Source organism: Paraburkholderia sp. SIMBA_053 (assembly GCF_046534895.1).
Classification (GTDB): Bacteria; Pseudomonadota; Gammaproteobacteria; order Burkholderiales; family Burkholderiaceae; genus Paraburkholderia; species Paraburkholderia caledonica.
The window spans coordinates 191121-203393 of record NZ_JAWRXU010000005.1; the positions used below are offsets into that span (position 1 = coordinate 191121).

11 protein-coding genes are annotated in these 12273 nt (G+C 64.3%); 5 read left to right on the forward strand and 6 right to left on the reverse strand.

All coding sequences use genetic code 11. The annotated features are described in order from the left end of the window. Positions 1 to 125: 125 nt before the first annotated feature. The 4 genes from SB753_RS18545 to SB753_RS18560 form a co-directional block, all read right to left on the reverse strand. On the reverse strand, positions 126 to 1607 hold the full coding sequence (locus SB753_RS18545; protein ID WP_020069773.1) for an MFS transporter: 1482 nt from the start codon (positions 1605 to 1607) through the stop codon (positions 126 to 128). Positions 1608 to 1669: 62 nt separating this feature from the next. Further along, complete coding sequence (locus tag SB753_RS18550) at positions 1670 to 2908, reverse strand: CaiB/BaiF CoA transferase family protein (protein WP_087751519.1); 1239 nt, start codon at positions 2906 to 2908, stop codon at positions 1670 to 1672. Further along, the gene (locus tag SB753_RS18555; RefSeq protein WP_131317726.1) at positions 2905 to 3888 is read right to left on the reverse strand and encodes a hydroxymethylglutaryl-CoA lyase; all 984 of its coding nucleotides are present in this window, start codon (positions 3886 to 3888) and stop codon (positions 2905 to 2907) included. Before SB753_RS18555 ends, SB753_RS18550 begins: the two co-directional genes overlap by 4 nt. 295 nt (positions 3889 to 4183) lie before the next feature. Then, entirely contained in the window at positions 4184 to 5077 is an 894-nt protein-coding gene (locus SB753_RS18560; protein ID WP_204520303.1) for a LysR substrate-binding domain-containing protein, read from the reverse strand. A 267-nt stretch (positions 5078 to 5344) separates the two neighbouring features. Between SB753_RS18560 and SB753_RS18565 the strand changes: the two genes are divergently transcribed. Continuing rightward, positions 5345 to 5992 (forward strand): LysE family translocator, encoded by a 648-nt coding sequence (locus tag SB753_RS18565; protein ID WP_088173058.1) that lies wholly within the window; start codon positions 5345 to 5347, stop codon positions 5990 to 5992. Between the two features lie 223 nt (positions 5993 to 6215). Then, entirely contained in the window at positions 6216 to 7004 is a 789-nt protein-coding gene (locus tag SB753_RS18570; protein ID WP_087751523.1) for a sulfite exporter TauE/SafE family protein, read from the forward strand. 90 nt (positions 7005 to 7094) lie between these two features. On the opposite strand, the gene SB753_RS18575 is transcribed toward SB753_RS18570, so the two are convergent. Continuing rightward, a complete protein-coding gene (locus SB753_RS18575; protein WP_020069766.1) occupies positions 7095 to 7343 on the reverse strand; it encodes a hypothetical protein in 249 nt (82 codons plus the stop codon). A gap of 369 nt (positions 7344 to 7712) precedes the next feature. Further along, positions 7713 to 8066 carry a BON domain-containing protein gene (locus SB753_RS18580; protein ID WP_020069765.1) on the reverse strand — a complete coding sequence of 118 codons (354 nt, stop codon included), beginning with the start codon at positions 8064 to 8066 and terminating at the stop codon, positions 7713 to 7715. Positions 8067 to 8755: 689 nt separating this feature from the next. Here SB753_RS18580 and SB753_RS18585 point away from each other — a divergent pair. The 3 genes from SB753_RS18585 to SB753_RS18595 all read left to right on the forward strand — a co-directional run bounded on the left by SB753_RS18585 (position 8756) and on the right by SB753_RS18595 (position 12154). After that, a complete protein-coding gene (locus SB753_RS18585; RefSeq protein WP_410801237.1) occupies positions 8756 to 10255 on the forward strand; it encodes a TAXI family TRAP transporter solute-binding subunit in 1500 nt (499 codons plus the stop codon). Between the two features lie 99 nt (positions 10256 to 10354). Beyond that, complete coding sequence (locus tag SB753_RS18590; protein WP_020069762.1) at positions 10355 to 10999, forward strand: 2-hydroxychromene-2-carboxylate isomerase; 645 nt, start codon at positions 10355 to 10357, stop codon at positions 10997 to 10999. A gap of 201 nt (positions 11000 to 11200) precedes the next feature. Beyond that, entirely contained in the window at positions 11201 to 12154 is a 954-nt protein-coding gene (locus SB753_RS18595; protein ID WP_087751526.1) for a LysR substrate-binding domain-containing protein, read from the forward strand. Positions 12155 to 12273 lie beyond the last annotated feature (119 nt).

Here is a 12273-nt window from a genome sequence, read left to right on the forward strand (position 1 = left end):
TCCATTACACCATTTCGCCAAATGTCTGACGAGCGTTAATGAGCGCTACCGCACATTGGCGAAACGGGCGATGAAAGCGGCGGCATCTGACGGTCTATACGCGAGGCAGGAACCAAAGAAAGACCCTACTTCGAGATGTCCTCCAAGGCGACATCGCGCGTCTTCGGGCCCAGCGTGCCGATAGCGAGCATCACAATTGCCATCGCACCAGATATGAACACGAACACGCCATTTACGCCGAAGCGGCTCAGGCAACCAGCAATCACGAATGCGGAGAACATTGCCGACAGCCGGCTCCACGAATAGACGAAGCCCACTGCGCGTGCCCGGATACTCGTCGGAAAGAGTTCTGCCTGATACGCGTGATAGCTATAGGAAATGATGTTGCCCGCGAGCACGAGACACACGCCGAGGCTGACCAGCAGCACCGTCTCGCGAACCTGGCTAAACAGCAGGCCGCACACCACGTTCACGGCTGCCATGAAGATGATCACCGTCTTGCGCTCGAAACGGTCGGCAATCAGCAAGCCGAGCAACGGTCCGAGCGGCGCCGCCACCGCAATGATGCTTGCGTACATCAGGCTCGTCGTCACCGTAATGCCCTGCTTGATCAGCAGCGTCGGGATCCAGTTGGCGAAGCCGTAGTAGCCCATCGTCTGGAATACATGAAAGATGATGAGCATCAGCGTGCGCTTGCGGTACGGCGGCACCAACAGATCGCGGAATGCTGCGCGGGCCCGAACCGGCTCCGGCAATGCGGGTTCCGGCAGCGCTCGTCCGTATTCGCGTTCGACTCGCGCTTCGAGCCGCGTCATGATCGCGTCCGCTTCGTCGATCCGGCCTTTTTGTGCGAGCCACCGCGGGCTCTCCGGCAAACCGAGCCGGATCCACCACACGACGATCGCGCCCACCACGCCGGTCAACACGACAAGACGCCAGCCGTCCAGACCAAAGAACTGATGAGGCACCAGCAGATACGAGAGAAATGCGACGATCGGCACTGCGCAAAAACCGACTGCCTGCGAGCACGCAGACGCTCGGCCGCGCACGTGCTTGGGCACGAGTTCGGAGATGTACGTGCCGATCGTCACGATCTCCACGCCTATGCCGATGCCCGCGATGAAACGCCACAGATTGAGCCCGAGCGCCGTGTCCTGAAACGCCATGATGACGTTCGCCGCCGTGTACCAAAGCAGCGACCACGTGAAAATTGCGCGGCGCCCGAAGCGGTCGGCGAGAAAGCCACAAGCCGCGGTTCCAATGAAGAGTCCCGCAAACAACGCGGCGATGAAGCTCGCCACGCCGCTCGTGCCGAACAGGCCGTGCGTCGTCGCGGTCAGAATGCCGCTGCGCACGAGCCCTGGCGCGATATAGCCCGAGAACATGAGGTCGTACAGTTCGAAGAAGAGCCCGAGGCTCAACAACATCACCAGCTTCCAGATGGAACGCGTGGCCGGCAAGCGGTCGAGCCGCGCCGAAATGCGCGCGCCGCCCAGCGCTATTTCTTCTGCACGGCTGCCCGCCGATGCACCTGCGCCCGAGGGCAAGCCGAGGGCGCCGGCATCGCCGACCGCTGTCGCATACACCGTCTGATTCGACGACTTCATCGTCTGTCTCCTTGAATGCCGGTCTGCGCCGGATAAGCTTGATTGACTGTGCGCGCTGCGGATCACGCAGCCTCGCGTGGCGCCCGATTCGAGTCGTTGTTCAACAGCGCGATTTGCGCCTCGTCATAACCGAGCTCGCGCAATACCGCCACCGTGTGCTCGCCGATCTTCGCGATGGGCTGACGCGGCTGCAAACGCGCGCCGTCGATCGAAATAGGCAGCAACGGCATGGCGGTTTCGCTGCCGTCGTCTAGCGTGAGGCGAGCAAGGCCGCCGCTTTCTTTCAGGTGCGGGTCGTCGAAAAGTTCTTCGGGCTTCGCAATCGACGCGAACGGAATGTGGTCGCGCTCGAACAGCGGCACGAGCGCCGCGCCTTCGAAACGGCTCAAGGTGTCGCCCAACGTTTGCAGCAGCCATGAGCGCGCGAGCACGCGGTCGTTGTTGGTTGCGAGGCGCGGGTCGGCGAGCAGATCGCCGCGGCCGAGAATCGCGCACAATGCGCGCCATTGGCCGTCGCCGGTCGCGGCAATGAACATCTGCTCGTTGTTCGCGAGCGTGAAGACGTCGTAGACGGCCCATGCACTGATGCGCTCCGGCATCGGCGCCGGCGGCACACCGGTCGCGGCGTACTGCTGCATGTGCTGCGCGGACAGCAGCACACAGTTTTCGAAGAGCGCGCTTTGCACTTCCTTGCCGCGCCCGCTCGCATGCCGTTCGTGCAGTGCCGCGAGCACGCCGATCGCGCCGAACATGCCGCCCATGATGTCGTTGACCGAACTGCCCGCGCGCAGCGGGCGGCCCACCGGACCGGTCATATACGCGAGGCCCGCCATCATCTGCACGACTTCGTCGAGCGCGAGGCGGTGTTCATACGGGCCATTGAGAAAGCCCTTATGCGATACGTAGATCAGCTTCGGGTTGCGCTCGCGCAGCGACGCATAGTCGAGACCGAGCGTCGCCATGCGGCCCGGCTTGAAGTTTTCGACGAACACGTCGGCAGTATCGACAAGCTTGTGAAGTGCAGCCAATCCCGCTTCGCTATCCAGATCGAGCGCGACGCTCTTCTTGTTGCGATTAAAGGTGCGGAAAAAACCGGCGCCGGTGCCGAGCAAGCGGCGCGTGCCGTCGCCGCGCGGCGGCTCGACCTTGATGACTTCTGCGCCGAGGTCGCCGAGAATCATCCCGCAGGTCGGGCCCATCACCATATGCGACAACTCGATCACGCGAATGCCGGCAAGCGGCAATGCGCTCTGCTGCGGCGCTTCAGTGGCGGAACTGGCGGTAGCGGAATGGGCGTTCATTGCAGCACCTGTGAGCACGAAGAGGGTAAAGATTCGATCTGTCTCGAAGCGGCGAACTGCGTGGGCAAGCCGGCACGCGCGAGATAACCGTAAAGCGGCTCGCCGGGCAATGCATCGGCGAGCACTGCACGCGACGCGATCAGACGCGTGAGGTCAATGCCGGTTTCATAGCCCATGCTTTCGAGCATGAAGACGAGATCTTCGGTGTTGACGTTGCCGGTCGCGCCAGGCGCGTGCGGGCAACCGCCAAGCCCGGCGAGCGACGCGTCGAATTCGCGAATGCCGTGTTGCAGTCCGACCAACGTGTTGGCGAGCGCAAGGCCGCGCGTGTCGTGCAGATGCAGCGAGCGCAGTTTGTCGCCCGCCACGCCGCGCACGATTTCGATAATTTCGCCGACCTGGCGCGGCGTCGCTTCGCCGGTCGTATCGCCGAGTGCGATCACATCGGCGCCTGCGCGCACCGCGTCGCCTGCAATCGCGGCGATGTCTTCATAGGGCACCGCGCCTTGCAGCGTGCAGCCGAATACCGTCGACAAACCGGCAATGAGCTCCACACGCCGCGTGCCTGCACCCGGCGCGCTGTCGATCGCCTCGCGCATTGCCGCGAACACGTCGATCATTTCGGCCGGCGTCTTGCGCACGTTCGCGAGGCTGTGCGCGGCGCTCACCGAGATCGGTGCGACGATCCGATGCACGCCCGCTTCGAGCGCACGTTGCGCGCCTTTCAGGTTCGGCACGAGTGCGGTCACGATCAGATCGCCATAACCCAGCGCGTGTGCAATGACCTCATCGGCGTCGGCCATTTGCGGCAGCAGTTTCGCCGGCACAAAGGAAGCCACTTCCATGTGCCGCACGCCGGCGGCATAGGCGGCGTCGATCCAGCGGCGTTTGGATTCGGTGGGCATCGTTTGGGCGATGCTTTGCAGACCGTCGCGCATGCCGACCTCGGTCACGACGACGCGCTCCCTGATATCACTCATGTTTTGAATCCTGCGGAAAATGCGGGGAAATGAAGCACGGATCACAGCGTGCCTGCGCGATGCCGCGTCGCAAAGTCTGCGTTGACGAAGCACTCCATCGCCGTTGACGATGGCCGGCGACTCAAGCGGGACGGGCATGCGCCGTCGCAAAGGGGAAACCCTTAAGGGCTTTTCAGAGGATGCGAAGCGCGGACCTGCGCGACCATGCGCGTCGCTTGAATCGCATATTGATGAGCGGTTAAGCCGCCTGGTTCCGCAGCGGACCGGAAGCCGGGACGCTACCTCTGCGCATGCCTCAAACCGTGCGCAGCAAATGCTCCAGCAGATGCGACGCGGCGAGCGTCAACGCGTTGCGGTCGCGCACGCAGATCACGAAGCGCCGCTCGGCCCACGCTTCGCGCAACGGCACGGCGACGATCCCGTATTCGTCGGCGGCATGACGGGGCAGCGCCTCGCCCGGCAGAATGGCTACCGCGAGGCCGGCCTGGATAAAACGATAGGCGGCGTCGAAGGTCGACACGTAGGTGCGATAGTTGAGTTCGCGTCCTTTCTCAGCCGCGATCCGCTGCATCAGCGCATTGACCGACGCATTCGACGAGAGCCCGAGGTGATCGAACGCAAGCGTCTGCTCGAAGCCGATGGCCGCCTCGCCGGCAAGTGGATGGCCACGCGGCACGATTAGCGCGAGGTGATCGGCTCGATACGGCAGCGCGTCGAGACTTCCCATCGGCACTACGTCGCGGCAGATGCCGAGATCGGCCACGCCTTCTTCGAGGCCCCGAACGATTTCCGTGCTCACGCGCTCTTCGACATCCACGCGTATCTGCGGGTTCGCCTTTAGAAATTCGGACAACGCCTCGGGCAAAAACTCGACCATCGACGACACGTTCGCCAGCACGCGAACATGGCCGCGCGCGCCGGCTGCATATTGGCTCAGCTCGGCCTGCATGCGTTCATGGCTGCGCATGATGAGCCGTGCATGCCGCAACAATGCCTCGCCGGCGGCAGTGGCGCGCACACCGCGCTGACTGCGCGAAAGCAGCGCGACGTCGACGAGCGCCTCGAGATCGGCGAGCCGCTTGCTGACCGCAGACGGCGCGATGAACTCGCGTTCCGCGGCGCGCGCGATCGTGCCTTCCTCGCAAACGGCAATGAACAAGCGCAACGTCACCTGATCGATCTGCCACATGCGGGACGGCTCCAAAGTTAGAGTGGGGAAAATTATGCCCGAGTAAAGCGGTGCCCGACCTGATGCCAAGGTATCCACGGTCGATTCATGCGCAGCGCTTGTGCGCCGGCTCTGCTCTTGGACCGCTGGCCGCTTGCTCGCGGCTTGCGCGCTCGCTATGCTGAGCGATGCTCGCGGATGCCGACGCATTCTCTAAATGTTTCGCGATGCATGCGGCCCGCCCGGTGACTTATCGCAACCGACCATGACCACTTCACGGAAATAGCCATGTCCATGACCAGCCTCTTCATTACCGCTGCCGGCGTCGGCCTTGCGATTGCCGCGCCGGTCGGGCCCATGGGTATGCTTTGCATCCGCCGCACGCTGACGGGCGGCCCGCGCGCCGGACTCGCGATCGGCCTGGGCATTGCGAGCGGCGACGCGTTCTATGGTCTGATCGCGGCGCTCGGACTCGTCGGCATTTCGCAGTTCATGCTGGCATATGACCGGCCGTTGCATCTGCTTGCCGGATTGTTTTTGCTGTACCTCGGCGTGCGCACGCTGCTGCAAAAGCCCCCGGTCGACGCGGCCAACGGCGAAGCGAACGGGAACGGCAAGCTCGCGCAAGTGGGCCGTGCGGGGGCGCTGCGCGCTTACGCGAGTTCCTTGCTGCTCACGCTGACCAACCCGCAGACGGTCATCATGTTCGCCGCGTTGTTCACGACGCTGGCGCCGCGCGGCGCGTTTTCGTCGACGATTGCGCTTACGACGGTCGGCGGCGTTTTCTGCGGCTCGATCGCGTGGTGGTGCTTTCTGGTGACGGTGGTCTCGCTCGCGCGGCACGCTATCGGCAGCAAATTGCGGCTCGCGATCGACCGGCTCGTCGGGATCATGCTCGCGGCCTTCGGCGTCGTCGAAATTCGTCGCGCGCTGTGAGCGCTGAGCAGCGCGTTAAGCCTCGCGCGGACGGCCCCGGCGCGCGCGTTCCGCGCCGTTCGTACGCTCGCGCGTCAGTTTTGCGACAATAGCGGCTTTCGCTGCGCCGAGCGTTGCCTGATGCCCGATCTGCCGACCTGCGTCGGCGGTGGGGAACACGCGCGCCGCCCGTGCCCTAACTGTCAATCCACGGTCAATCCACCGACCGCCAGCGGTCTCATCAATGGCTCTTCCCCATATCGATTTGCTGTACTCCGCCTCCGGCCTGTTCGTCGGCTTTTTGGTCGGGCTGACGGGCGTTGGCGGCGGCTCGCTGATGACGCCGATCCTGGTCCTCCTGTTCAACGTACACCCGGCGACCGCAGTCGGCACTGACCTTTTGTACGCGGCTGCCACCAAGGCGACCGGAACGCTGGTGCACGGCCTGAAAGGCTCCGTGGACTGGCAGGTGACGCTGCGACTCGCCGCCGGTAGCGTGCCGGCCGCGACGGTCACGCTGGTGCTGTTGCACCGCTACGGGATGGACACGCCGGGCGCGAGCCGACTGATCCAGATCGTGCTTGGGATCGCGCTTCTGGTGACGGCAGTCGCGCTCGTGTTCCGCCCGCAACTCGCGGCGCTGGGCGCGCACCGTCAACGCACGCCCAGCCAGGGACGCACGCTCGGACTCACCATGCTGACGGGCGCGGTGCTCGGTGTGCTCGTATCGCTGACTTCGGTGGGCGCGGGCGCAATCGGCGTGACCGTTTTGCTGCTGCTTTATCCGATGCTGCCGACAACCCGCATCGTCGGCTCCGACATTGCGCATGCGGTACCGCTTACGCTGCTGGCAGGCGCGGGCCATTGGCTGCTCGGTTCGGTCGACTGGTCGATGCTGCTGTCGCTGCTCGTGGGGTCGCTGCCTGGCATCGCGGTGGGCAGCATGCTCTCCGCGCGCGCGCCGGATGCGCTGCTGCGCAATCTGCTCGCGGCGACGCTCACGCTGGTAGGCGTGCGTCTGGTGCTGGCGTGAAGCCGCGAGATGCTGGCGTCAGGCCGGTCTGATTTTCGCCTTGTCTCAGACTGATGACGCAACCCCGATGCCGGGCTCCCGCCGTCGCCGTCACCTGAAAAAGCGGCAGGTCAGATCGGCCTCGAACTGTCTGACCCATTGACCCTGGCGGTCGTAATACGATTGAGCCCAGCCGCCACGTCGCACGGTGACGAGGCGCTCGTGAGCAGCATCGGCGGGATCGGCGCAAATGCTGACGTCGAAATGCGAGGGCGCAAAGCCGTGCCGCGCGCACACCAGTTCGAATGCGGCCCGGTCGGTGATGGGCAGATCGGTATAGCGCAGGAGCGTAGTTTGCATGGCGTTGACTCCGGTTCTTCATGCATACGGTACGCTTGGCGCGGCGTCGCCAATGTGTCATCCCACACATTGGGCGACGGCGCGTGGCTTGCAGTGCAGCGTCTGATGAAACCGTCGTTGCCGCTTTGTCGTCACCCTTTTGCCGCTGCCGTTTCTTCAACGAATTCGCACAAAACAAAAAAGCTCCGGCATGGCTGCCGGAGCTTTTTCGTTCGTGCACATCGAAGTGGTGCGTTGCGTCGGAAAACGCCCGACGCGGCACCGCCACCTCACAAGCCGCGCCCTGTGAGGCGCGCTGATTGCCGCGCCGCTAGCCGCCTGATCAGTGCGCCGTCACAGCGGGCTTACCGATGCGCCCGCTCGCCGCACTTACTGCTGCATCACGTTCAGCTTGTTCGACACCGACGTCACGCCGGCAACACCCTTCGCTGCCTCGCCGGCCGCGTCGATCTGACCTTGATCGGGCACCGAGCCCGTGAGCGTCACGGCGCCGCCGCGGGCGCGCACCGCGATGTTGGACACGTCGATGCCTTGCGTCTTGGCGAGTGCGGCGCGCACCTTGCGACCCAGCTGGCTATTGGCCTTCTTGCTCGCCTTCGCGGTGGCGGCGGGAGCGGCTGTCGTGCCCGTTGCCGTTGCATCGCTTGCCTGAGCATAGACGTTGCATGCCACCACCATTGCCACCACCGAGCCCAGCGTCTTCAGAAAACCGACCGATTTCATATTGCTTCTCTCCTTAGCTTCACATTGGACCGCTTGAATAAGCGGCTTCGTTACGACTACCTGCGGCCATGCCCGAGGCGCGACGAGGCGCGAGGCGAGGCAATAGCCGGCTGTGGCTGCGACACGAGATGCGAGAGGCGAAGGGAGGCCGGCTGCCATGTGCCGCACGCGATGGCGAAGACGCTCATGCGATGCGGTCCGCAGACCGGCAAGCCGCGATATTCGCAGACGCGCCCGGTTCTTGTGTGTCGTGCCGGGTCGCGCCGCGCGAAACGTGTGTTCGCGGCAGCGATGCACAATTTAATCTAGCCGCGCCAGAAGCGCAAAGGGTTTAGTTGTGCTCGATGCGAGGGGGCTGAGTTAAATACGGATGTTTGCAGGCGTTCATATGCTGTTCACGTGCTTCTTATATGTGCTTAACCTGCTGAAGCACTTGTCGCCGCGGCGCTTTTTAATGGCCGCCTGCGCTCTGCTTGCCGGCGAAGCTCTCGCCGGTCACCGAGCCTTCATTGCGCGCTCCTCGCCCCGCGCTCGCCGCTTGGCCGCTACCCGGTAGTCACTTTTTGTTACGGGTTTCTCCGCGCCCTGCCTAGTCGTCCATTCCGCCGCCGCAGCAATCTCAGGTACCATCGGCGCCACGCGCAGCGCCCCATCCAGTTCACTCCGGACCGTAGCCGTCCTGTCATCCGATGAAGCCAGCCACCGGCCGCAAACACCCTACCCACCTCGTTGCCCGTTTCGTCGCGATCTCGTGGCGCGATCTGGCCGTGTCGTTCGGGCCGATCGTGCTGATCGCTGTCGTCGCGATCTGGCTCGCGGTGCGTCTGATCCAGCCCGCGCCGCCCAGCACGCTCACCATTAGCGCCGGTCCGCAAGGCAGCAGCTTCTGGACGGCGGCTCAAAAGTACAAGGAGATTCTCGCGCGCAACCGCATCACGTTGAATGTTCTGCCGTCGGAAGGCTCGCTGCAAAATCTCAAACGGCTGTCAGACCCGAACTCGAACGTCGACGTGGGCTTCGTGCAGGATGGCGTCGCGCCCGGCGCAGCAAGCAACGGCCTGATGTCGCTCGGCAGCGTGTCGTATGTGCCGCTCGCGATCTTCTATCACGGGCCGACGGTCGCGCGGCTTTCCGAATTCAAGGGCCAGCGGCTCGCAGTCGGCGCCGAAGGCAGCGGCACCCGGGAACTGGCGCTCGCGCTCCTGAAGGCCAACGGCATCGAGCCGGGCGGCGCGACCAAACTGCTGCCGCTATCCGGCGAAGACGCGGCGCAGGCCCTCATCTCCGGAAAGGTCGACGCGGCTTTCCTCGCCGGCGATTCCGCGCAACCCGCGGTCATGGGCAAGCTTTACCGCACGCCAAACGTGCAGTTCTACGATTTCACGCAGGCCGACGCATACACCCGCCGCTTTCCGTACCTGACGCAACTCGAATTGCCGATGGGCGCGTTCGATCTCGGTAAGAACCTGCCGTCCGCGCCGATCCATATGGTCGCGCCGACCGCCGAACTGGTGGCGCGCGACTCGCTGCACCCGGCGCTGTCGGACCTGCTGATCGAAGCCGCGCGCGAAGTGCACGGCAGGGCCAACATCATGCAGCGCGCGGGTGAATTCCCTGCCCCGCTGGCCCATGACTTCACGATTAGCGACGACGCCGCGCGCTACTACAAGTCGGGCAAGGGCTTCCTTTACCGTCTGTTGCCGTTCTGGCTCGCGAGCCTTGCCGACCGGCTGCTCGTGGTGGTCGTGCCGCTCGTGGTGCTGCTGATCCCGGCGCTGCGGCTCGTGCCGTCGCTGTATGCATGGCGGGTGAGGTCACGCATCTATCGCTGGTATGGCGCACTGATCGCTATCGAGCGCAGCGCGCTTAGCGACCATTCGCCGGCCGAGCGCGCGTCGCTTCTGCGACGGCTCGACGCGATCGAAGACTCGGTGAATGGTCTGAAGATGCCGCTCGCCTATGCCGATCAGTTCTATGTGCTGCGCGAGCACATCGGTTTCGTGCGGGCAAGGCTCATGCAAAGCCGCGAAGCGCAGCGCGAGATGTCCGAGGAAGAGCCGGACGAAGGCGCCGGCCAGGACTTCGACGCGGTGACCGAAGCCGGCGACGCGGCCGCCGCGCCTGGCGCGCCGGACGAAGCCGCAGAGATCGGCGAGACACGCGCCGACGAGCGCCGCAAACCAGATTGACGGTGCAAGCCGCCGCCGCACCGCGTAAGATCATTACAATTCCGACGATCTGGCAGACGCAACCGCCGATCTGTCGGACAGGCAATCCGGGAGACACATATGACCGTTGGCATCGACGCCGCGCAGCCCCTGTGGTTTTACGATTTCGTCTCGCCGTTCACGTATCTGCTGCTCGAACAACACGACAAATGGCCGGGCTTCGACTTCGCATTCACGCCAGTGGTGCTGAACGACCTGTATCGTCACTGGGGGCAACGGCCGGCTTACAGCGTGCCGGCCAAACGCACCTTCCTGTACCGGCACGCGCTCTTTCGCGCGGAGCAACTCGGCATACCGTACAAGATGCCGCCGGCTCATCCTTTCGACTCCATGAAGCCGCTGCTGCTCGCCACTGCCGCTCAGGCCGACGTGGTCTGTGTGCGCGAAATCTTCCGCTTCATCTGGCGTGAAGGCCGCGATCCGTCGAGCGACGCGGCATTCGCCGAATTGTGCGAACGGGTGGGCATACCGGACGGCCCCGAACTCATCAAGAGCGAAGAAGTGAAGGCGCAGTTGCAGCGCAATACCGCCGACGCCATCGGCCTCGGCGTGTACGGCGTGCCGACCTTCCGGCTGAACGACCAGTTGTTCTGGGGCGAAGATGCGTTGCCGATGGTGTTGTACTGCGCACGCACGCCCAACTGGCTGGAATCGAGCGAAGTGAAGCGGATCAGTGCGCTGCCGTCGGGTTTGCCCAACATCTGAGCGTTCGGTTCGATGCAGTGGAGTGCGTGGGGCGCGCGTGTGGACCGGGCGCTGCTGATGCCGGACATACCGCGCCCGCTATGGCGGCCGCAGTGCAATCGGGCCTAAGGTTATAACCTTTGCGCCACGCATAGACCGCGTGCTGATCGCCTCTCGTGCGGATTCTTGTGACGCCCGCTCGACTTCGCCTCCCTCTTTTCCATGGACGACACCGCCGCCTCCCTCGATATCTGGCTCGTGCGTGTGCTGCGCACGTTGCTGGTCGAGCGCAGCGTCACGCAAACCGCGCTGCGCCTGAACCAGACGCAGCCCGCAATCAGCACTGCGCTGCGTAAGCTTCGAGAGACGCTGAACGACCCCATCCTCGTACGCGGCAAGTCGGGCATGGTGCCGACCGAATATGGCGAGTCGCTGCTTGCATCCGCGCAACGGGTGTTGCGTGAGGTCGATTTCGTGGCCACGCCGCACGGCGACTTCGACCCCGGCCGTTCGCGCCGCACCTTTCGGGTAGCCGCGCCGGATTATCTGAACGACTTCTTCATGCCGACCGTGATCGCGCAGTTCCGCGAGGCGGCGCCGCACGCCCGGCTCGAAATCGATTCGCTGAGCCCGATGCTCGACCACACTGCCTCGCTCGATGCGGGCGAACTCGACCTGGTAATCGGCAACTGGCCGAAGCCCGATCCGCGTTTCGAGCGCAGCGACCTGTTTTCGGACACAGTTGTGTGTCTGATGCGGGCGGATCATCCGTTGGCGCGCGCGCCGCTCACGCGCGACGCGTATCTCGCGGCGCCGCATCTTGCACCGACTCCTTATAGCGGCGCGCGCGGTGGCGCCATCGACATCGGATTTGCGAGAGCGCGCGCCGAGCGGCGCATCGTCGCCACGCTGCCGTACTTCGGCCTCGTACCGCAGACGCTGCTGCAATCCGATCTGATCTTCACGACGACGCGGCGCTTCGCGACGCACTACGCGAGCATTCTGCCGCTCGCGGTTGTCGAGGCGCCCATCCCCTTTCCGCGTATCAAGTGCTATCAGATGTGGCATCCGCAGCCGGATCGCCCGAGCGATCTCGGCTGGCTGCGCGCATTGATGTCACAGGTGTCGGACGGGCTGGTCGCGCAGAAGGTTCGGCGCGCGAAGCAGCCGCGGTAAGGGTCCACCTGAGGGCGAGGCGAACGCGCTAATGGAGCGATGAGGCGTCCATGCGATTGAGACGGTTAACGAGTGATCGGCGGCTGATGTTGTCGTGCGGATGACTTAATCGATCAGGT

Excerpts from the sequence above, each read along its gene's own strand:
- SB753_RS18545 (WP_020069773.1), bottom strand. The coding sequence starts at position 1,607 with ATGAAGTCGTCGAATCAGACGGTGTATGCGACAGCGGTCGGCGATGCC.
- SB753_RS18550 (WP_087751519.1), bottom strand. The coding sequence starts at position 2,908 with ATGAACGCCCATTCCGCTACCGCCAGTTCCGCCACTGAAGCGCCGCAG.
- SB753_RS18555 (WP_131317726.1), bottom strand. The coding sequence starts at position 3,888 with ATGAGTGATATCAGGGAGCGCGTCGTCGTGACCGAGGTCGGCATGCGC.
- SB753_RS18560 (WP_204520303.1), bottom strand. The coding sequence starts at position 5,077 with ATGTGGCAGATCGATCAGGTGACGTTGCGCTTGTTCATTGCCGTTTGC.
- SB753_RS18565 (WP_088173058.1), top strand. The coding sequence starts at position 5,345 with ATGTCCATGACCAGCCTCTTCATTACCGCTGCCGGCGTCGGCCTTGCG.
- SB753_RS18570 (WP_087751523.1), top strand. The coding sequence starts at position 6,216 with ATGGCTCTTCCCCATATCGATTTGCTGTACTCCGCCTCCGGCCTGTTC.
- SB753_RS18575 (WP_020069766.1), bottom strand. The coding sequence starts at position 7,343 with ATGCAAACTACGCTCCTGCGCTATACCGATCTGCCCATCACCGACCGG.
- SB753_RS18580 (WP_020069765.1), bottom strand. The coding sequence starts at position 8,066 with ATGAAATCGGTCGGTTTTCTGAAGACGCTGGGCTCGGTGGTGGCAATG.
- SB753_RS18585 (WP_410801237.1), top strand. The coding sequence starts at position 8,756 with ATGAAGCCAGCCACCGGCCGCAAACACCCTACCCACCTCGTTGCCCGT.
- SB753_RS18590 (WP_020069762.1), top strand. The coding sequence starts at position 10,355 with ATGACCGTTGGCATCGACGCCGCGCAGCCCCTGTGGTTTTACGATTTC.
- SB753_RS18595 (WP_087751526.1), top strand. The coding sequence starts at position 11,201 with ATGGACGACACCGCCGCCTCCCTCGATATCTGGCTCGTGCGTGTGCTG.